Annotated in this window: 19 protein-coding genes; 9 read left to right on the forward strand and 10 right to left on the reverse strand. The window is 67.6% G+C overall.

Going from position 1 to position 18,441, the window contains the following annotated elements:
- The first annotated feature begins 140 nt into the window (after positions 1-140).
- A complete protein-coding gene (locus tag MKK88_RS22975; RefSeq protein ID WP_244003844.1) occupies positions 141-377 on the forward strand; it encodes a hypothetical protein in 237 nt (78 codons plus the stop codon).
- 5 nt (positions 378-382) lie between these two features.
- Here the strand turns inward: MKK88_RS22975 and MKK88_RS22980 are convergent, their stop codons facing one another.
- On the reverse strand, positions 383-772 hold the full coding sequence (locus MKK88_RS22980; RefSeq protein ID WP_244003846.1) for a hypothetical protein: 390 nt from the start codon (positions 770-772) through the stop codon (positions 383-385).
- A gap of 189 nt (positions 773-961) precedes the next feature.
- On the opposite strand from MKK88_RS22980, the gene MKK88_RS22985 reads away from it, so the two are divergent.
- From MKK88_RS22985 to MKK88_RS22995, 3 genes are all read left to right on the forward strand, one after another.
- A complete protein-coding gene (locus tag MKK88_RS22985; protein ID WP_243970963.1) occupies positions 962-1,198 on the forward strand; it encodes a DUF4170 domain-containing protein in 237 nt (78 codons plus the stop codon).
- A gap of 243 nt (positions 1,199-1,441) precedes the next feature.
- Entirely contained in the window at positions 1,442-2,386 is a 945-nt protein-coding gene (locus MKK88_RS22990; RefSeq protein ID WP_244003847.1) for a ribose-phosphate pyrophosphokinase, read from the forward strand.
- 226 nt (positions 2,387-2,612) lie between these two features.
- Positions 2,613-3,503: an alpha/beta fold hydrolase gene (locus MKK88_RS22995; RefSeq protein ID WP_279602476.1), complete on the forward strand. Its 891-nt coding sequence runs from the start codon at positions 2,613-2,615 to the stop codon at positions 3,501-3,503.
- A 7-nt stretch (positions 3,504-3,510) separates the two neighbouring features.
- Here the strand turns inward: MKK88_RS22995 and MKK88_RS23000 are convergent, their stop codons facing one another.
- Together MKK88_RS23000 and MKK88_RS23005 are read right to left on the reverse strand one after the other, a co-directional pair.
- Positions 3,511-3,786 (reverse strand): YiaA/YiaB family inner membrane protein, encoded by a 276-nt coding sequence (locus MKK88_RS23000; protein WP_244003851.1) that lies wholly within the window; start codon positions 3,784-3,786, stop codon positions 3,511-3,513.
- A 42-nt stretch (positions 3,787-3,828) separates the two neighbouring features.
- Positions 3,829-4,503 carry a PspA/IM30 family protein gene (locus tag MKK88_RS23005; protein ID WP_244003853.1) on the reverse strand — a complete coding sequence of 225 codons (675 nt, stop codon included), beginning with the start codon at positions 4,501-4,503 and terminating at the stop codon, positions 3,829-3,831.
- Positions 4,504-4,628: 125 nt separating this feature from the next.
- On the opposite strand from MKK88_RS23005, the gene MKK88_RS23010 reads away from it, so the two are divergent.
- On the forward strand, positions 4,629-5,234 hold the full coding sequence (locus MKK88_RS23010) for a TetR/AcrR family transcriptional regulator (protein WP_244003855.1): 606 nt from the start codon (positions 4,629-4,631) through the stop codon (positions 5,232-5,234).
- 127 nt (positions 5,235-5,361) lie between these two features.
- On the opposite strand, the gene MKK88_RS23015 is transcribed toward MKK88_RS23010, so the two are convergent.
- Entirely contained in the window at positions 5,362-5,622 is a 261-nt protein-coding gene (locus MKK88_RS23015; RefSeq protein ID WP_244003857.1) for a hypothetical protein, read from the reverse strand.
- Positions 5,623-5,905: 283 nt separating this feature from the next.
- On the opposite strand from MKK88_RS23015, the gene MKK88_RS23020 reads away from it, so the two are divergent.
- Both MKK88_RS23020 and MKK88_RS23025 read left to right on the forward strand, forming a co-directional pair.
- A complete protein-coding gene (locus tag MKK88_RS23020) occupies positions 5,906-6,958 on the forward strand; it encodes an ABC transporter substrate-binding protein (RefSeq protein ID WP_244003858.1) in 1,053 nt (350 codons plus the stop codon).
- Positions 6,959-7,103: 145 nt separating this feature from the next.
- A complete protein-coding gene (locus tag MKK88_RS23025) occupies positions 7,104-8,096 on the forward strand; it encodes an ABC transporter substrate-binding protein (protein ID WP_244003860.1) in 993 nt (330 codons plus the stop codon).
- Between the two features lie 512 nt (positions 8,097-8,608).
- On the opposite strand, the gene MKK88_RS23030 is transcribed toward MKK88_RS23025, so the two are convergent.
- From MKK88_RS23030 to MKK88_RS23050, 5 genes are all read right to left on the reverse strand, one after another.
- Positions 8,609-9,562 (reverse strand): DUF4214 domain-containing protein, encoded by a 954-nt coding sequence (locus MKK88_RS23030; protein ID WP_244003862.1) that lies wholly within the window; start codon positions 9,560-9,562, stop codon positions 8,609-8,611.
- Between the two features lie 13 nt (positions 9,563-9,575).
- On the reverse strand, positions 9,576-10,109 hold the full coding sequence (locus MKK88_RS23035; protein WP_244003864.1) for a glycosyltransferase: 534 nt from the start codon (positions 10,107-10,109) through the stop codon (positions 9,576-9,578).
- A 177-nt stretch (positions 10,110-10,286) separates the two neighbouring features.
- Positions 10,287-11,957, reverse strand: a complete 1,671-nt coding sequence (locus MKK88_RS23040; protein WP_244003867.1) for a glycosyltransferase family 4 protein — start codon at positions 11,955-11,957, stop codon at positions 10,287-10,289.
- A gap of 417 nt (positions 11,958-12,374) precedes the next feature.
- Complete coding sequence (locus MKK88_RS23045) at positions 12,375-13,964, reverse strand: DHA2 family efflux MFS transporter permease subunit (protein ID WP_244003869.1); 1,590 nt, start codon at positions 13,962-13,964, stop codon at positions 12,375-12,377.
- Positions 13,961-15,157 carry an HlyD family secretion protein gene (locus MKK88_RS23050; protein ID WP_244003871.1) on the reverse strand — a complete coding sequence of 399 codons (1,197 nt, stop codon included), beginning with the start codon at positions 15,155-15,157 and terminating at the stop codon, positions 13,961-13,963. The genes MKK88_RS23045 and MKK88_RS23050 overlap by 4 nt, the downstream gene beginning before the upstream one ends.
- Positions 15,158-15,234: 77 nt before the next feature.
- Here MKK88_RS23050 and MKK88_RS23055 point away from each other — a divergent pair, with 77 nt between their 5' ends.
- Both MKK88_RS23055 and MKK88_RS23060 read left to right on the forward strand, forming a co-directional pair.
- Positions 15,235-15,909 carry a TetR/AcrR family transcriptional regulator gene (locus tag MKK88_RS23055; RefSeq protein WP_244003873.1) on the forward strand — a complete coding sequence of 225 codons (675 nt, stop codon included), beginning with the start codon at positions 15,235-15,237 and terminating at the stop codon, positions 15,907-15,909.
- 449 nt (positions 15,910-16,358) lie between these two features.
- A complete protein-coding gene (locus MKK88_RS23060) occupies positions 16,359-17,069 on the forward strand; it encodes a DUF1013 domain-containing protein (RefSeq protein WP_244003875.1) in 711 nt (236 codons plus the stop codon).
- A 3-nt stretch (positions 17,070-17,072) separates the two neighbouring features.
- Here the strand turns inward: MKK88_RS23060 and MKK88_RS23065 are convergent, their stop codons facing one another.
- On the reverse strand, positions 17,073-18,098 hold the full coding sequence (locus tag MKK88_RS23065) for a histone deacetylase family protein (protein ID WP_244003877.1): 1,026 nt from the start codon (positions 18,096-18,098) through the stop codon (positions 17,073-17,075).
- Positions 18,099-18,441: the final 343 nt, after the last annotated feature.

Consider the following 18,441-nt stretch of genomic DNA (forward strand, 5'->3'; position numbering starts at 1 on the left):
GGCAATCCTGGTCCGCCGGAACGGCGGATCTCCTGCCGTCGCCGCGATGGATCGACCCCGTGCCGGTATTCCCGTGACGAACCAGTCCGCCCCCATCGTCCCGATCCTGCCGGCCGCCGGCCGCGAACCCTGAGGCGGTCATGCTGGACACGCTCGTCGCGCTCTTCCCCCCGGGCTTTCGCGAGGCGTTGCGCACCCTGGTGACGCGGCGGCCCGCCGACCGGGTACAGGCGGCTTCGCCCCTCCTGCCGGGCCTCGACCCGAGGCTCGCACCGATGCCGGTCGTCGCGCCGCCGGCCGCCACGAACGACAATCCGCTCCAGGCCGTCCACGAGGCGGTGGAGCGCGACCTGCGCGCCAGCGGCCATTTGCGGTAAGACCGTCAGCGCCCGGCCGGCCCGGGGCGGTCGACCGCTCCGGCCTCGACCCAGTGGCAGGCCGTCGTGTTCCGGAGGCTGGCGCAATCGTAGCTCTGTCCGCCGAGCGAGACCCGGTCGGCGATGCCCGTGATGTCCGCCCGCGGCAGGACGCTGCAGCCGAGATGATCCGCCTTCGGATCGGCCAGTTGCGCCGCCGCGGCCTGCGCGCCGCCCCGCATCAGCATCCGGTAATTGGCCAGCGACGGGCAGCCGATCACCGGCGGCCCGCCCCGCCGGTCCGCGGCGGCCTTGTCGGGGGCGCCCCGCCCCGGCGGCCGGCCCCCCTGCTGGCTCAGGGCGGGCGCCGTCGCGAGGCCGAGCGCCACGACGGAGAGGAGAAATGCGCGTGTCATGCTCCGCCCGTACCACGCCGGGCGGGTGGTTCGCGCGTCGCGGCGATCCGCGCCGGGATCCGGCGATTCCGGATCTGCGGCGGCGGCAGGGCTCGGATGCGGCGTTCAGGCTTGACCACGGGCGCGCCATTTGCGAGCGCCCCATTCACGGGCGCCCATGGGCGTATCGAGGGCGAGGGGAAGCGTGCCATGGCGACGGCGATCGACAGCGACCAGAAGCTGCACTTGGTCTTCGGCGGCGAATTGCAGGATCTCGACGGCATCCGGTTCCGGGACATCGCGAATCTCGACATCGTCGGCATCTTCCCGGACTACGCCTCCGCGCAGGCCGCGTGGCGGGCCAAGGCGCAGGCCACCGTGGACAGCGCCCAGACCCGCTACTTCGTGGTTCACCTGCACCGGCTGCTGGAGCCGCCGGTCGCCTGAACGCGCGTCCGGCGTCGGAGAGCGCGTCAAAACAGAGGCCTGGCGCCATGGCCGATCGGGACCGGCGACACGACCGGCCTGTGCGCGGCACCCATGCGGAAAGCGTGAAGGCATTGTGACACTTCCGACCCGCTGCTAAGAGCCTCGCCCGTCATCGGATTGCGCCGGTCCGTCGCGGACCGGTCATCGGAGCGCGGCGGGCAGCCCGGCCGCGCATGAGCGGCCGCCCATGAAGTCCTTCGCATGAAGTCCTCGATCAAGATCATCGCCGGGAATGCCAGCCGGCCCCTGGCCGAGGCGATCGCGGCCTATCTCGAGCTGCCGCTCGCCAAATGCATGGTCCGGCGCTTCGCCGACATGGAGATCTTCGTCGAGCTCCAGGAGAACGTGCGCGGCGAGGACGTGTTCATCGTCCAGTCGACCTCGTTCCCGGCGAACGACCACCTGATGGAACTGCTGATCATGATCGACGCCGCGCGCCGGTCCTCGGCCCGGCGCATCACGGCGGTGATCCCGTATTTCGGCTATGCAAGGCAGGACCGGCGCACCTCGGGCCGCACGCCGATCTCGGCCAAGCTGGTGGCGAACCTGATCACCCGGGCGGGCGCCGACCGGGTGCTGACCCTCGACCTCCATGCCGGGCAGATCCAGGGCTTCTTCGACATCCCGACCGACAACCTGTTCGCCGCGCCCGTGATGGTGCGCGACATCAAGGAGCGGCTGCCGAGCGGGGACCGCATGGTGGTCTCGCCGGATGTCGGCGGCGTGGTCCGGGCGCGGGCCATCGCCAAGCGGATCGACTGCCCGCTGGCCATCGTCGACAAGCGCCGGGAGCGCCCGGGCGAGTCCGAGGTGATGAACATCATCGGCGAGGTCGAGGGCCGCTCCTGCATCCTCGTGGACGACATCGTCGATTCGGGCGGCACCCTGGTCAACGCCGCCGAGGCGCTGCTCAATGCCGGCGCCAAGGACGTCTCGGCCTACATCACCCACGGGGTGCTGTCGGGCGGCGCGGTCTCGCGCATCGCCGCCTCGCGGATGAAGGAATTGGTGATCACCGATTCGATCCAGCCGACGCAAGCCGTCAAGCTCGCCCGCAACATCCGGGTGGCGACCATCGCGCCGCTGCTTGGCGAGGCGATCGGCCGGACCGCGACGGAATCGAGCGTCTCCAGCCTGTTCGACTGAGCGCCGGGGGCGGACAAACAGGCGGGGTTTCGAAAGGGCGAGCCCTTTCGCGGGTCCCGGGCGGAGCCCGGGTGCCGGAGGTTGTCCGGTGTCGGGCTGCGCCCGGGACGGTCAAGGCTTTGCCCTGACGACCCACCGAAGGGCTTCAGCCCTTTGGAAGCCCAGGAGACTGGGCCGCAGTACACCCCGCGCGCGACGGCCCTATCTGGCTCAGCCGACAGGAGTGTTGGTCTGGGAGCGAACACTGGGTCGGGCACACATCATCGGCATCCACGGGCTCGCCAACAAGCCGCCGCGCGACGAGAAGTCGGCCTGGTGGCAGGCCGCGATCCGCGAGGGACTCGACCGCAATTGCGGGCTGCGGGTGCCGGAGGGCGGCCTGCCCTTCACCTTCGTCTACTGGGCGGATCTGCGCTACCCGCAGCCGCTCTCCGGTGATCGCAACCGCGAGCCCTACGCCCCGGATTACGGCCTCGGCCCGTTCCCCTCTCCGGCGGGGCAACCCGAGAAGGCCGCGCCGACGCTGACCGACCGGATCTATCGCGGCCTGTCCTACCTGGAGGAGGCCGCCGGGCTGACCCCGCTGGACGACCTGATCCTGGAATACCGCCTCGACGACCTCTGGGGCTACTACGCGGATGCGGGATTCCGGGCCGCCGCCCGGGAGCGCCTGCGCGCGGTGCTCGCCGAGGCGGCCGGCGATGATGACGTGCTGATCGCCGCGCACTCGATGGGCGGCCTGATCGCCTACGACGTGCTGCGCGCCGCCGAGGCGGACGGGACCCCCCTGCCCCGCTGCACCCTGGTCACCCTCGGCTCGCCCTTAGGCCTCGCCGAGCTGAAGCTGAAGCTCGCCGACGAGCACGGCGCCCTGCGCGTGCCGGCGGCGCTCTCCGCCTGGACGAACCTGATGGACCGCCAGGACATCGCCACGGTGGGCGACGATTTCGCGGAGATCTTCGCGCCCAACGCCGCCGGCGTGCAGGTCCGGGACGTGCCGGTGGTCAACGCCTACCGGCGGCCGGACGGCAGCGAGAACCGGCACAAATCCTACGGCTACCTGCGCACGCCGGAATTCTCCCAACGCGTGGCCGGGTTCCTGAAGGACCGGTCCTGAACGCGCGTCAGAGCCGGCCCGGCACCGCCTCGCGCAGTACGCGCTCGGCGGCGGCGTCCTCGATCTTGTTGATCAGCCGGTTCGCCTCGTGCTCGTCGCGCAGGGTCTTGGCGAGCGTGAAGGTCGTGCCGGTGAGGAACAGCGCCGCCATGGCGAGGTAGCCCTTGATCCAGATATCGGCGGGCAGGAAGAAGATCCCGATCGTCAGCATCGCGGCGGCGGCGGCGAAGCTCACCAGCGTGAAGGTCTTCCAGGCGGCGGTGTGGGGCATCTGCGGTGTCATGGCTTGGATCTCCAGGGCGGTTCGGTCGGCGATCGGGGTTGGTCAGGCTTCAGCCCTGAGGCGGTCGAGCACCGCCCGCGGATCCGTGCGGGGACGGCCGTAGCCGGCCGCCGCGAGATCGGCCTCGATCCCGCCCGCGGCCTCCGCCTCCAGGTCGGTGAGCGCGGCGGCGACATCCGCCTCGGCCGCCTGCCGCTCGCGCAGGCGCGCCAGCGTCCGCTCGGCCTCCCCGAGGGCGCCCGCCGACAGGGTCGTGACCCGGCGGCCCTCGAGCCCGGCCCGGCGCAGGGCCTCGGTGGTCCGCGCCGCCCGGAGACCGCTGTCGAGGTCCCGCAGCCGCTCGCCGCCCCGCGCGACCGAGCGCTTCAGCCGTTCGATCTCGGCGCCGAAGCGGTCGGCGGCGGCCCGGCGGTCGGCCCGCTCGTCCTCCAGGGCGGCGATGTGGATCGCCGCCCCGGTTCCGAGATCCGCGCGGCCGTCGCCGAGCGCCCGCCGCGCCCCGTCCGACAGGGTGTCGATGCGGGCGCCGATCGCGTCGAGGGCCCGCATCTCGGCGGCTTGATAGGCCATGGCCCCGGCGAGTTCCCGCCGGGCCGTCGCCAGGGCTCCGGCGGCCTCCCGGATCTGCTGGCGCAGGATGGTCACGGCATGGGCGTCGTGGATCGCCTGGGCGTTGTCGGCGACCACGCCGCGCATCAGGCAGGAGAGGGTCCTCATCACGGTTCACCTCGCAGGAACGGCGCCCGGACCAGATCCAGAATTTATTGAACGTCGTTCGAAAAAGAACTAAGCACGGGCTTCCGCATTCCGCAAGCGATTAAATGAACGATGTTCAAAAAAGAATGCGCGGCCGGCCGCGCAAGGCGCCGGTCGATCGGGAGGCGGATCGGCGGGGGCTGATCGCGGCCGCCGTGGCGATCCTGAACGAGGGGGGCGCCGGGGCGCTCACGGCCCGCAGCGTCGCGGAGCGGGCCGGCACCGCGGTTGGCTCGGTCTACACGCAGTTCGACAGCCTGGAGCTCCTCCGGCTCGAAGCCAACGCCCTCACCATGCGCCGCCTGCGGGACGTGCTGACGGCGGCGCTGTCGGCCTGCCCGTCCCGGGAGACGGAGGCGCGGCTCCTGTGCCTCGCCGACGCGTATCTGGCCTTCGCGGCCGGCCATCATGCGGCCTGGGCGGCGATGTTCGAGCGCCGCACCGGGCCGGCACCCGACCCGGTGCAGGCCGATATCGCGGCCCTGTTCGGGATCCTGGAGGGCGTGCTGCGGGACGGTGGTCGACTCGCCGAGGCGGAGATCCCCGTGATGGCGCGGGCGCTCTGGTCGAGCGTCCACGGCATGACCTACTTGGCCGATCTCGGCAGCCTCGGGCCGGTCGGGCCCGGCGATGTCCGGCCGATGGTCGATGCCCTGGTGCGGGCGGCGGTGCGGGGCTTTTCGGAGGGCTGAGGCCCGGGGGGCTGACGCCGGCCGGGTGCTCCGCCCCAGGGGTGGCGACGCGCGTCGCGTTTGCCGACGATCGAACGCGCCGACGTCTGGGCCGCCGGGATGAGACCGCCGCGCGCGGCGGCCGCGCTCAGGCCGCCGTCACCGCCGCGAGAAACCCCCGGACCGTCCGGTCGGGCGCCCCCGGATCCCGGGCGAGCCCGCGCACCGCGTCGGACGCCGCCGCGGTCTCGCGGCGCCCCCGCCACATGCCGGCATTCTCGATGACGCCCTGCGCCCCGGTGGCGGCGCTCGATACCCCGCGGCCGATCTTCTGGATCGCCGCGTTCTGCTCCGCCCTGGCGGCCGCGACCCTGTAGGCCGTGTCCACGGGGTTGCGGGTCTTGGCCATGCGGTCCTGCTCGACCTGCGTCTTCAGGCCGACAAGCCCGAGACCGCGAGACGCCGTCCAGCGCGGCGGCCGGGAGGGTGTGGCGCCCCGCCCCGATACCGATCCTCATCCCCGTGCCTGCGCGATCGTCGTTCAAGTCATCGAGGATGACGCTTCAGCGTGAGCGGATCCTCAGGGCGCGTCCGGGGCCTTGCGCTTGCTGGCGCGAACCTGTCCACTCGCACCCAACACAAAGCTCGGCACAGACACACAGAATCTGCCGGGTAATCGGGAGAGAAGCGTCATGGTGCGTATCGTGCGGACGGGTTCGTCGCGGCTGGGCCGTGTCTTTCGGGCGCCGCCGGCCGTCCTCCTGCTGGCCGGGCTGGCCCTCGTCGTCCCCACCCTCGTCGTCCCTGCCCGGGCCGACGACGCCAAAGTCCGGATCAGCCGGCAGCCGGGCTTCGTCTACCTCCCCGCCGTGCTCGCCGAGCAGCACAAGCTGATCGAGAAGCACGCCAAGGCCGCGGGCCTCGGGGACGTGACGGTGGAATGGGTCAACCTGACGAGCGGTGCGGCCGGCAACGACGCCCTGCTGTCGGGCAACATCGACATCGTCGACAGCGGCTCGACCAACATGCTGCTGCTCAACGACCGCACCCGGGGCGACGTGAAGGGCCTGTGCGGGGTCGGCACCACGCCGATGATGCTGCTGACCCGCAACCCGGACGTGAAGACGCTCAAGGATTTTTCCGGCAAGGACAAGATCGCCCTGCCCTCCGTGAAGGTCTCGTCCCAGGCGGTGCTGCTCCAGATCGCCGCCAAGAAGGCGTTCGGACCCGAGAACGCGACCAAGCTCGACCCGCTCACCGTGCAGCTCGGCCACCCGGACGCGGTGGCGGCGCTGGCGAGCCCCCACAACGAGGTCAACAGCCACTTCTCGCTGCCGCCGTTCCAGCAGCGCGAGCTGCAGGACCCGGCGATCCACGTGGTGCTCAACTCCTACGAGCTGGTCGGCGAGCCGGTGAGCAACGCGATCTTCTACGCCCGGACCGGCTGGTACACCCGCAACCCCAAGCTCGCCGCCGCGATCGTGGCCGCCATCGACGAGGCCAATGGCGAGATCGCCAAGGACCCGCTCCAGGCCGCCAAGGACTACGTGGCGGCCACCAACGACAAGACCCCGCCCGAGACCCTGGTGGCGATCATGAAGGAGCCCGGGACCAACTTCTCGACCACGCCCTACGGCATCATGCTTCAGGCCCGGCACTTCTACGCGATGAAGACCATCAAGGCCGAGCCCAAGGACTGGAAGGATACGTTCTTCCCGATCGTCCACACCCTGCCGGGCCGGTGAGGCTGCTGGGGTCGAAGCCCCGCCGGGATTCGACAGAACTCCGAAGGTCGATCCCGGCTGTCCGCGGCCGCATGTTGCAATCGAAGCAGACCCGTCTCAGATCATCTGCACTTGGCGGCAAACAGCCGACAAGCAGGGGCGGGCCATGCGGCGGCGGAACATCCTCGGTCTTGCGGCCGGTCTCATCCTGACATCGGGTCAGGCAGCCCCCTATGCTGCATCCGATCGGGTCCGCCACGTGACGGTCCTCCTGCCCGTCTCGAAGGACGACCCGAACTTCGCCGAGAACGCGCGCGTGCTGCGGAGCGCGCTGCTCAAGTACGGCTGGGTGGAGGGGAAGAACCTGACGCTGACCTTCGCCTCCGTCGGCAGCGATCCGGACGCGATCGGCCGCCGACTGCCCGAGATCCTGACGCCGGAACCGGATGTCATCATCAGCCGCTCGACCGCGGTGGCGCTCGCCCTGCATCGCCGGACGCAGCGGACGCCGGTGGTCTTCACGCAGGTGAGCGACCCCGTCGGCCAGGGCATCGTCGCCACGATGCAGAGGCCCGGGGATACCATGACCGGCTTCACCGTGATGGAGCCGTCCATGGGCGGGAAGTGGGTGGGGCTGCTCCGGGAGATCGTCCCGGATCTGAAGCGCATCGCCTTCCTGCAGCACAAAGCGAGCAGCCCGATCTCCACAGCCCTGGCGGATTCGATCGCGCAGGTCGGTCCGTCCCTCGGGCTGGAGACCCTGATCATGCCCCTGCACGCGCCCGCCGATCTGGAGCCGACCTTCGCGCGCCTGGCTGCCCTGGACCGGGTCGGGCTTCTCGTCTCCCCGGGGGCCTTCACCCTGGAGAACCGTGTCCTGATCACAGCCCTGGCGGCGCGCGGGCGGATCCCGGCCCTGTACCCGTTCCGATACTTCGTGATGGCCGGCGGTCTGGCCTCCTATGGGACCGACGAGACCGTCTGGTTCCAGCTGGCCGGCGACTACGTCGACCGCATCCTGCGGGGTGCCAAGCCCGGGGACCTTCCGATCCAGGGGCCGAACCGCCTGTCCTTCGTGCTGAACGCGAAGACCGCGGACGCGCTCGGCCTCACCGTCACGCCGGCCCTCCTGGCCCGGGCCGACGAGATCATCGATTAGCGCGCTCGCCGCCACGGATACCGGTTCGGCGCAGAACGCGTCGCAAAGATTCCAGGCCGGGCACGATGGCACCGCGCTCGGGCACGGCCTGCGCACGCATCGGGGTGACCGGCCGCTTCGTCAGCGGGTCCCGGGGCCGTGGCGCGCCGCAGCCTCACGGGAGACTATCCATCCCGGTGTGCCCGCAGCGGGGTCCCGACCGGCCAGAGCGCGTCCGTATCGGTCAGGCCGTCTCAACGGGCGTTGCGGCCGGGCACGGCACTCGGCCTTTGTATTGGCGCGCCCGCGCGCCGGACCGGTGTTCATTGTGGCGAAGGGCGCTCCCGGCCAGCAGCCTTCCGGCGCATCCGGCTGCCCGGCCTCCCGAGCGCAGCACCCTTGGGGGCCAGGGGATCGGCAGTCCAGGCGGGCCCCACGACAACCAGTGCCGTCAGTCGATCACGCTGCTGACAGTTTCGGCATTGCGCCAGACCGACCATCGGGCCCGCCACGGTCAGCGCGGGCCGGTGAGCTCATCGACTGAGCCGCAGCCCGATATTCTTGAACTTCAACACGGCCTCGTGGTGATGGACATTCAGAAACCGAGTCTCAAAACCGTTGGCATTTTCTGGAACAACGATACGGAAACTCGCTCGTACATTCCCGGTCAGGAAGGTTGAGAATAAAATTTCCGAGCCGTCATTGATGCAAACATCGAAGCTGTAGCAAAAATCCTGCGGTGCCTCGACATCGATCAGCACATCATAGACCCCAGCGGGCATGCTGATCTTGGGGCCGTAAACGATCCAATCTTTGTCGCCCTTGAAATTGTTATGGGAATCATAATTTCCGTTGAGGATCAGGCCTGGAAACAGGAACGGTCTCGTATCGTCGCCGGTCACATGCAGGAGTGAGCTCCAGGCCGAACCCGACAAGCCGTTGATGACCGTGTTCGGACGATCGAAGAAGCCGCCTGTCTCGGTCCTCGTCCTGTAGATCATGGAATCGTCTTGAATAAAGCGTTGAAAATTTATTAGATCCGCTTCGTGGGGCGACACGAGATGCTGCTTGCCGAGCAGTTTGAATTCTTTGGATTGCAAAATGCTATCGATCAGAACATCGCGGGCCTCTCCCCGGCGAAGCTCATTCTCGTAATGAGTCCGCCCGGTTTTGTCCGGCATTCTCCCTAACAAGGTTACGTACAATGCGTTGATGAACATCTCCTCGGGAATCGTCTTGAGATAGTCGCGGCTCGTATGACGCCGATTGATGATGCGCGCCGGCTTCCCCAGGAAGATCGTCCCCGGCCAGATACGTGATAAATGCTCGAACAACTTGCGGGGTGTGTGCAATTTGTATTCTTGCACTCTGCGAGCGATCCAATCTGCGCCGATCTTCGGGAAGACGTGCTGTCTGGTCCAGGAAATGTAATCGATCCCGCCATCAAAAGATGACAGGGAGATTGACTTCAGATCATCGGTGGCCATCGCCTAATCCTGTTCAATGATGACTGAGGACTTTTTCAAGATAAGAGTGAGGGCCTGATTTGGTTCTATCTGAAGAGGCGTCAGTCATGCGATCCAGCCTCGAGAAGTGTTTGCTCCACGTGGAAAAATCCAGATAGCTGGTCTGCTTCAGGATCGCCGTTTCCATTTTGTCAGGATCGAGGACCAACTCTTCGATAAGGTCGGCTGCGCGCGCCGCGTCCTGTGTATCGATCTGATGGCAAATGTTGGCTAGATCTGAAAATATCGAGGAAAATGATGTGATCGTCGGTACACCACAGCTCAGTGGAATGCGGACGGCACTGCTGCCGCCTTCCGTCAGATCGGCGTAGCAAAACAAGGCCACATTCGACTCGCGCACCGCGGAGAGAATTTCAGACATCGGCTTGAAGCCGAATTGCAGATCAATTTCCTCGCGGAGTCCCAGTTGGTCCCGCAGCATGTAGAGAAAGTTGCTATATTCGATCCTGTTTTGCGACAGTCCGTCAATTGCGGAAAACAGTTTGAGCTTGACGTCGCGATTTCTCATTTTAAGTTCGCGCGTAATTGCAAAGGCGTGTTCGAATCGTTTGTGTTCGCAACAAAACCCGAACGTGAAGAGGGAGAAATCGTGCTTCGGCTTGATGGGATGGCTTGGCTGGATCGACGTTGAGAGGGGCAGGAAATAAATGTTTTTTACATCCGACAGCCCGGTGGAAATTTTTGCCTAATCGATGCCGCTATGCACAATAATCCGAGCATAGCGGGACGTTTTTTCGATGAACTCGGACAATTGGTGGGCGTCGCCGTCGGTCGAATGAAGCTCGACCACCACGATACCTGAGCCGGATTTGAGCCCTTCGCACAATCTCGTCAGTTCCCGCCAGCTGAAAATCGCCGGGTGGTGCTGGATAATAAAGTGCGAGCCCATTTCGTTGTTGGACGTGTAGTTCACCAACCGGTCGATGCCTTCGCCCGTTCGTTCCCACAATCGTAACACATTGCTGTCATCAGGCTTGGTTATGAGTTCCTGAGCGATGTTTTCCGAAATAATAAGGGTTGACGCCACGTCCGCCTTCTTCATGGTCGCGTAGAGATCTTCAGAATAAGCGGCGATACCGCAGCGTTGATTGAACGTGCTGATGAGGCAGATGCGCTTCTTGGAGGTCTGGTCCGTTACAGGCGGACGTTCCATCAGGAGGGTATCGATGCCCGCGATGAAATTTTGCGTCGCCCGCGTCCAAGTGAATTTTCGAATGCGGTGATAGGCCCTGCGCTGCAGGCTCTGATCTGAGCTCTTGCACACTGTGTACGCCCTCCGGAGACCGGCCCGGAGGTCGCTGCGGCTCGCCTGCAGCCAAGCGGATCTGCCCTGCCCGATCGCCGTCTTCGAAGGCGCAAAACGGGTCGGTATCAGGATGCAGGTATCCGGTGTGCAGAACTCCCTGTTCCCGCCTGAATCGGTCGTACACACCAAGGTTCTCAGGCGCATCGCTTCAGCGGCGGGCAGGCAGAAGCCCTCCCCGTGGCTCGGAAGGAAGCAGCAATCCGCGGACGCAATCAGATCCCGGATCGCCCCAGGGGACATGTAACTGTCGTCGAAGGTAATCTTGCTGCGTTCTTCCGGTCCCAGATTTCGGACGAGTTCATAAAGCTCATTGTCGAAACTGTAATGTGTCTTGATTGTGAGATGGACATCCTTATCGTCGCGGAATTCTTCGAAAAAGGCAGCGAGGCCCTCGCGCATGCCCTTTCTCGGCATGCCCGAGGAGACATGGACGAAGTGGACCCCACGGCTAGCGCGGGGCTTCTTTCTGTCCGCGCCGGTGCGTTCGGGTTCGATGTGTTCGACCCCGTTTCCCATGTAGTATGTTGGGCCTATGTAGCCGCTGCAGCGCAACGCATCGATTGCATATTGAGAAGTGCAGAAGATGGCGTCAAATTTCGCCAATTCCGAAGTAACCGATACCGGAAATACGCTTTCCTCCCAGGCGTAGCAATGCGCCGTCAGGATAGGGGCGAGGCGCGGACTCTCCTGAATGGGCCAATCGTTTTTCGTATGGACGTCGAAAGAAAGCGAAAGCACCTCATCGCGGTCGATGTATTTTTCCGAAAGTTCCGGATGGGACTGAAAATAAACATCCGTCTTGGGATCGGGGCCCTCGCGTTGCGTGAGATAGACATCAAAGCCCAGTCGCATCAGCGCCAGTGCAAAATGGCGATTGACCAGGGCGAGGCTGTATGTCCCGGCTACCGGACCATCGACCAGGATTTTTCGGCTGACCGAAGGCGTGGGTTCGTCCGTGTCGAGGAGTGTTCGCAGCCTCTGTGCGGATTGCTCGACGTATCCTGCATAGGGTTTGAGTATATCTCTGAAATATGATTTATCGAACTTCATGATGGAAGTATCTGATGTGTGATTTAGGGAATTTGCGCGCCTAATCAAGGCGGATCCCGAAAGAATGCGCCCCAGCGTTCGGGGTCATTCATGCAGATTGCGCGCGCATGAGTCAGCGCTGAACCTTGGCTCGTCTTAGGAGCACGGTGAATGGGGTGATCGGGCACGGGCGATCATTTGGCGGCAGCAACAGAGTGCTTGGCGCGGTCGCCCATGATCTGGCGGCGTTCACGTCGATGCGGTCCGACGCGTTCCTCGCCGATCAGATCCGGTGCCGCGGGAAACCGGGCGATCACCGTTGGAGGATCTCAACCGCTTCGCGGGGGGACGGCGGTGGCTGGGCCTTCGGCGGAACGCCATGCCGCCGGGGCTGCCGCGCCCCCGTCGCCTTCGGGCTCGGCCGACGCGAGCGAACGCTCAGTGCGCCTCGACGGGTCCGGCCCCGCGCTGGGGCTTCTTGAGGATCGCCACCACGGCGAGGCTCGCCACGAGGCTCGCGCCCACCAGCCAGAATCCGTCCGCGTAGGCCATCACGGTGGCCTCCCGGCGGACCTGGGCGGCCAGCATCCCGAGTGCCACGCCCTTGGCGGCGATGGGGTCGGCGATATGGGCGTGCATCCCGGCCGCCAGCGCGGCGAGCCGCTCCTGGGTGCGTGTCGCGTTGACGGTGATCGCCTCGGCCAGCACCGAGAAGTGGAAATGCTCCCGCCGGTCGATCATGGTCGACAGGAGCGCGATGCCGATCGAGCCGCCGAGGTTGCGCATCATGTTCGACAGCGCCGAGGCGTCGGCGGTGTCGCGCGGGTTCAGGCCCACGGTGGAGAGCTGCGAGAGCGGGATGGTGAACAGCGGCTGGCCGATCGCCCGCATGATCTGCGGCAGGATCAGCTGGTCGGTGCCGACATCGTGGGTCAGGCCGACATTGATCCAGCAACTCGCGATGAAGAACAGCGTGCCGGTGACCACGAGCAGCCGCGCGTCCACGGCGCGCATGATGAACGGCATCATCGGGAACAGCAGCAGTTGCGGCAGGCCCGACCACATCACCACGGTGCCGATCTGCTCGGCGTTGTAGCCCTGGATCTGCGCGCAATAGACCGGGATGATGTAGATCGACCCGTACGAGACCGCGCCGAGCACGGTCATCAGCACGCAGGCGCCGCCGACCGAGCGGTTGGCCAGCACCCGCAGGTTGATGAAGGGCTTGGCAGCGGTCAGTTCCCGCACGATGAACCCGGCGATGCCGGCGGCCGCCAGCCAGCTCGCCTCGACGATCACGGGGGAGCCGAACCAGTCCTTGCGCTGCCCCTCCTCCAGCACGAAGGTCAGGGCCGGCAGGCCGGTCGCCATCAGGCCGATCCCGATCCAGTCACCCTTCAACAGTTCGCCCCAGCGCGCGGGGGCCTTCTCGAAGGCGCCGAGCTGGATCGCGGCCGCGATCGGACCGAAGATCAGGTTCAGGTAGAAGATGTAGTGCCAGGACAGGTTGTCGGTGAGCCAGCCGCCGACCGTGGGCCCGATTGCCGGCGCGAAGGTCGCGGTGAGCCCGAACAGCGCGATGCCGACCGGCTGCTGACTCTTCGGCAGCCGCGTGCGCACGATGACGATCGCGGTGGGGATCAGCACGCCGCCGGTAAAGCCCTGGCCGGCGCGGAACAGGATCATCTGGGTGAGCGACGTCGAGAGCGCGCAGGCCAGCGAGAAGGCGGTGAACAGCATCGTGTTCACCGCGAGGTAGCGGCGCAGGCCGATCACCGAGGCGAGCCAGCCGGTGAGCGGGATCACGATGATCTCGGCCATCAGATAGGCGGTCGAGATCCAGCTCCCCTCCTCGGTGGAGGCGCCGAGCGCCCCCTGGATGTCGGCGAGCGAGGCGTTGGTGATCTGGATGTCGAGGATCGCCGTGAAGGCGCCGAGGATCGCGCCGAACACGGCGAGCCAGTCCCGGGCGCTCGCCTTTGCGGGCAAAGGCACGGCGGCCTTGGGCACGGCCGGCACGGGGCTCATCGGGGCAGGGCCTCGCTGACGAGGGCCGGGGCGGGCTTCGGCCGGGCGGGGCGCACCGGCTCCACCGGATCCTGGGTGTGGACGGTCGCCTCCACCGACAGGCCGGGGCGCAGGCGGGCGACCAGCGGGTCCGCCGGATCGAGGGCGACGCGCACGGGCACGCGCTGCACCACCTTGGTGAAGTTGCCGGTGGCGTTCTCCGGCGGCAGCAGCGCGAATTGCGAGCCCGTACCCGGCGAGAAGCTCTCGATCCGGCCCTGGAATGCGTGGTCACCGAAGGCGTCCACCGTGAAGGTGACGTGCTGGCCCTCGATCATGTGGCCGGTCTGGGTCTCCTTGAAGTTCGCCACCAGGTAGATGTCGCGGCCCATCGGCACGAGGGTCAGGAGCCCGGTGCCGGGCGCGACCACCTGGCCGACCCGCAGCGCCCGGTCGCCCGCCACGCCGTCGATCGGCGCCAGGATGGTGGTGTAGCTGAGATCGAGCTTCGCGCCCTCGACCTTGGCCTGCGCCCCCTCCAGGCTTGCCCGGGTGCTGGCTTCGAGGGCCTTCAGGCTGTCGATCTGCTTCTGGGCCGCGTCCAGTGAGGCGGCGGACTTGTCGCGGGCGGCATGGCGCTGGCGCAGGTCGGCATCCGCCTGCTGCTGGCGCTGCACCGTGCCCGAGCCGGTCTGCAGCAGGTTCTGGTAGCGGGTGTATTCCTGCTGCGAGAACGTGAGCGCGGCCTCGGCATTGGCGAGGTCGGCCCGCGCCGAGGCGACCTGCGCCTGCTGCTGGACGATCGCGGCGGCGACGCCGAGGATCTGCGCCTTGTCCTTGTCGACCTCGGCCTCGGCCTGCTTGAGCTGGACCCGGTAGGACCGGTCGTCGAGGCGGGCGATCACGGCGCCGGCCTTCACCGGCTGGTTGTCGCCGACCCTCACCTCCGCGACGATGCCGGCGATGCGTGGCGCCACCGTCACCTTGTCGGACTGGAGATAGGCGTCGTCGGTGACCTCAAGGAAGCGCCCGATCGTCCACCAGTGCCAGCCATAGGTCCCGGCCCCGCCGAGCGCGAGGAGCCCGACGAGCGGCAGGACGATGCGCGCCCGGCCGCGGCGCGGCTTCGCCCCGGGGGCCGGCGGTGCGGCGCCTGCCGTTCCACCTACGACGGGCTCGGCGCTCTTGAAGCTGTCGCTGCGACGTGCGTCCATGGTGTCTGGCCAAAATCAAAACGGTACGGTATCGTTTTGATAATCCGAATGGCGGTTTTGAGCAAGGAGGATCGCGCGTGGCGGGCACGGAGATCGATGCGGTGGAGGCGGGGCCGCGGCGCGGCGGTCGGCCGACCCGCGCCGAGGCGGTCCGGCGCGAGGCGCACCTGATCGCCGTCGCGACGAGCCTGTTCCTGGAACGTGGCTTCGATGCGACTTCCATCGACGCGGTGGCCGAGGCCGCCGGGATGAGCAAGCCGACCGTCTACGCCCGCTACCGGGACAAGCGGGCGCTGTTCGAGGCGGTCCTGCGCGAGCGGATCGCGGCATGGCTGGCCCCGCTCTCGGCCGCCGCGGAGGCGCAGGCCGCGCAGGCCGGGACCGACGACGTCGAGGCGACCCTGCACGACCTGAGCCGCACCCTGCTGGCCCATGGGCAATCGCCGGGGGCCGCGATGCTCAAGCGCAACCTCGTAGCCCAGGCGCTGCAATTCCCGGAACTCGCCCGCCTCGCCCACGAGGAGGGATGGCTGCGGGGCGTGCGCGCCGTGGCGCAACTGCTCGACGCGCTGGCCCGGCGTGGCCGGATCACGGTCTCCGACCCCGAGATCGCGGCCGATCTGTTCCTCAGCCTCGTGCTCGGCCGGTCGTCGCAGGCGAGCCTCTACGGCATCGCCACCGACCCGGAGGCGCAGGAACGGCGCCGGCAGGCGGCGGTGCGGCTGTTCCTGGATGGCGTGCGCCCGCGCTGAGGGGCGGCCGGAAGATTGTTGGGTGGCTGAAGCTGCGATATGTTCGGGAGTGGGACCGGCGGCGGCTACCGCCGGTCCCTGGCATTCACCTTCTCAGGTGTTGCCGCTTCCAGAGAGGAATGGCGAGGCGGAGCGTGAACCTCCACTCGCCATTCGCTTTTTCGGACCATGCCAGAGAGAAGACCATCTCTCCACACTCCCGGCCGCAACCGGCCGCGTGCGGCCTTCGCGGGTGAGTCGGTCGGGCTCACGGCACAAGCTTAGCCGTATCCCCGGGACTTGAAGAATCCGCCTCCGGCACCGCGAACCCGCGATTGCGCCCCCCTCGGCACCGGCCTATATACAGACATCCCCCATTCAACAGCGTGAGACGGGACATCCGGATCGACCATCCGGAGCCCGCGGCCCGATGCCCGGCCCCCGTCCCGCCAGGCCGGAGCACGAAAAGCATGTCCCAGGGTCCGCTGATGCCCAAGGCGACCGCCGTCTGGCTGGTCGAGAACACCTCGCTCGCCTTCGAGCAGATCGCCGATTTCTGCAAGCTGCACCCGCTGGAGGTGAAGGGCATCGCCGACGGCGAGGTCGCGGCCGGCATCAAGGGGCTCGATCCGGTCTCCACCGGCCAGCTCACCCGGGACGAGATCGAGAAGGCCCAGAAGGCGCCGCACTACAAGCTGAAGCCCGCCGTCTCCAAGGTGAAGCTGCCGGAGGTGAAGCGCACCACCAAGGGCCCGCGCTACACCCCCCTCTCCCGTCGCCAGGACCGGCCGAACGCCATCCTGTGGCTGCTGCGCAACCACCCGGAGCTGAAGGATTCGCAGATCATCCGTCTGGTGGGCACCACCAAGTCGACGATCCAGCAGATCCGCGAGCGCACCCACTGGAATTCGGGCTCGCTCCAGCCGATGGACCCGGTGACCCTGGGTCTGACCACCCAGATCAACCTCGATTTCGAGGTTCAGCGCGCCGCGGCCGACCGCCCGGCCGCGGTGGCGGCCGAATCCGGCGCCTCGCTGCTCCCGGCCGAGATCTCCACGGCTCAGGATGGGCACGAGGGTGGGCAGGAGGACGAGCATGGCGGCCGCGAGGAGCGGCTCGACGCGGATTCGGTCTTCGCCAAGCTCAAGGGCCGGCACCAGGATGAGGACGACGAGGAGTAGGCCTCACCGGGCCGCGTCGAAGGCGGCTAGGAACGCCGTCAGGTTCTCCGGCAGGGCGGCGCAGAGATAGCCGCCCTCCTGGACGAGGGCGGTGGGCAGCCCGGCCCGGGCGATCCGCTCCGCCGCCCCGGCGAAGCCCGCCCGGGTCACCGTGAGGGCGCCGATCGGATCGTCCGCCGAAGCGTCGAGGCCCAAAGCCACCACCAGCCCCCGCGGGTGATGCGCGGCGATCGCCGCCAGCCCCGCCTCCACGACTTCGAGCCAGGGGGCGTCGCTCGCGCCCGGCGGCAGCGCCAGGTTGCGGTTGCAGCCAACCCCCTCCCCCACGCCGGTCTCGTCGGCATAGCCCGCGTAGAACGGGAAGTAATCCGACGGATCGGCATGGACCGAGACGGTCAGGACATCCGCGCGGGCGTAGAAAATCCCCTGCGTGCCATTGCCGTGGTGGACGTCGATGTCGAGGATCGCCACCGGGCCGCCGGTGGCGGCCAGCATCCGGGCGGCAGCGATCGCGCTGTTGTTGAGGAAGCAGAAGCCGCCGGCCGAATCCGCGTAGGCGTGGTGGCCGGGCGGCCGGCAGAGGGCGTAGGCGTGGCCCTCCGCCAGCGCGGCGTCGGCGGCCGCGACGGCGCATTGCGCCGCACCGTAGATGGCAGGCCATGTTCCGGCGCGGATCGGCGTCGAGGTGTCGGCCATGTAGAGGCCGGCGAGACCGAGGAGGCCGGTGGGCCTCCGGTGCATGTGCGGCCGGGCGAAGACGCCGCTGAGGATCTCGTCGCCGAGGCCCGGCATCTCCCCCCTTCGATCCCAGGCCCCGGCCAGGAACGCCACGTAGGCGGGGTCGTGCACCGCCCGGACCGGGTCCAGGCCGTGATCGCCGGGCTCCGCGAGGGCGTGGCCGCCCTGTACGGCCGCATCGCGCAGGATCGCGTAGCGCGTGGCCTGCTCGGGATGCGGGATCGGCGTACCGCGCCGCCAGTAGCGTTCGGGGTCGTGCCGGGGTGAGTCGGGGCTGTGGAAGACGCGCATCCCGGGAGGTTAGGGCATGAGCCCGAAAACCGGAATGCGCCGTCTCACGACCGCCCGAGCGATGGATCGTCCGGCCGCACGGTGATCAGATGAGGTAGACCGTTCCGTCGGTGCGGAACACCTTGGGGCAGTCCGTCGCGTCGACCAGGCGCCGGGCCGCGTCCAGGGAGATGTGGCGGGCCTGGGCGATCTCCGGCAACGTCATCCAGCGCGCATTCATGGCGAGGCTCCCTCCGTAGTTTGTGCGGATCCCGGGTCAACGGCAGAGCCGGCGGCGGGTTCACGGGCGCGTCGTCCGGGGCGATGAGGTCCTGCGGGTTGCCCACGAGCCAGCCGGACGGCG

The sequence above is a fragment of the Methylobacterium sp. E-005 genome (assembly GCF_022829725.1).
Lineage (GTDB): Bacteria > Pseudomonadota > Alphaproteobacteria > Rhizobiales > Beijerinckiaceae > Methylobacterium.

Bases quoted from the DNA above. Each gene is read 5' to 3' on its own strand.
- MKK88_RS22975 (WP_244003844.1), top strand. From the start codon at position 141: ATGCTGGACACGCTCGTCGCGCTCTTCCCCCCGGGCTTTCGCGAGGCG.
- MKK88_RS22980 (WP_244003846.1), bottom strand. From the start codon at position 772: ATGACACGCGCATTTCTCCTCTCCGTCGTGGCGCTCGGCCTCGCGACG.
- MKK88_RS22985 (WP_243970963.1), top strand. From the start codon at position 962: ATGGCGACGGCGATCGACAGCGACCAGAAGCTGCACTTGGTCTTCGGC.
- MKK88_RS22990 (WP_244003847.1), top strand. From the start codon at position 1,442: ATGAAGTCCTCGATCAAGATCATCGCCGGGAATGCCAGCCGGCCCCTG.
- MKK88_RS23000 (WP_244003851.1), bottom strand. From the start codon at position 3,786: ATGACACCGCAGATGCCCCACACCGCCGCCTGGAAGACCTTCACGCTG.
- MKK88_RS23005 (WP_244003853.1), bottom strand. From the start codon at position 4,503: ATGAGGACCCTCTCCTGCCTGATGCGCGGCGTGGTCGCCGACAACGCC.
- MKK88_RS23010 (WP_244003855.1), top strand. From the start codon at position 4,629: ATGCGCGGCCGGCCGCGCAAGGCGCCGGTCGATCGGGAGGCGGATCGG.
- MKK88_RS23015 (WP_244003857.1), bottom strand. From the start codon at position 5,622: ATGGCCAAGACCCGCAACCCCGTGGACACGGCCTACAGGGTCGCGGCC.
- MKK88_RS23020 (WP_244003858.1), top strand. From the start codon at position 5,906: ATGGTGCGTATCGTGCGGACGGGTTCGTCGCGGCTGGGCCGTGTCTTT.
- MKK88_RS23025 (WP_244003860.1), top strand. From the start codon at position 7,104: ATGCGGCGGCGGAACATCCTCGGTCTTGCGGCCGGTCTCATCCTGACA.
- MKK88_RS23030 (WP_244003862.1), bottom strand. From the start codon at position 9,562: ATGGCCACCGATGATCTGAAGTCAATCTCCCTGTCATCTTTTGATGGC.
- MKK88_RS23035 (WP_244003864.1), bottom strand. From the start codon at position 10,109: ATGAGAAATCGCGACGTCAAGCTCAAACTGTTTTCCGCAATTGACGGA.
- MKK88_RS23040 (WP_244003867.1), bottom strand. From the start codon at position 11,957: ATGAAGTTCGATAAATCATATTTCAGAGATATACTCAAACCCTATGCA.
- MKK88_RS23045 (WP_244003869.1), bottom strand. From the start codon at position 13,964: ATGAGCCCCGTGCCGGCCGTGCCCAAGGCCGCCGTGCCTTTGCCCGCA.
- MKK88_RS23050 (WP_244003871.1), bottom strand. From the start codon at position 15,157: ATGGACGCACGTCGCAGCGACAGCTTCAAGAGCGCCGAGCCCGTCGTA.
- MKK88_RS23060 (WP_244003875.1), top strand. From the start codon at position 16,359: ATGTCCCAGGGTCCGCTGATGCCCAAGGCGACCGCCGTCTGGCTGGTC.
- MKK88_RS23065 (WP_244003877.1), bottom strand. From the start codon at position 18,098: ATGCGCGTCTTCCACAGCCCCGACTCACCCCGGCACGACCCCGAACGC.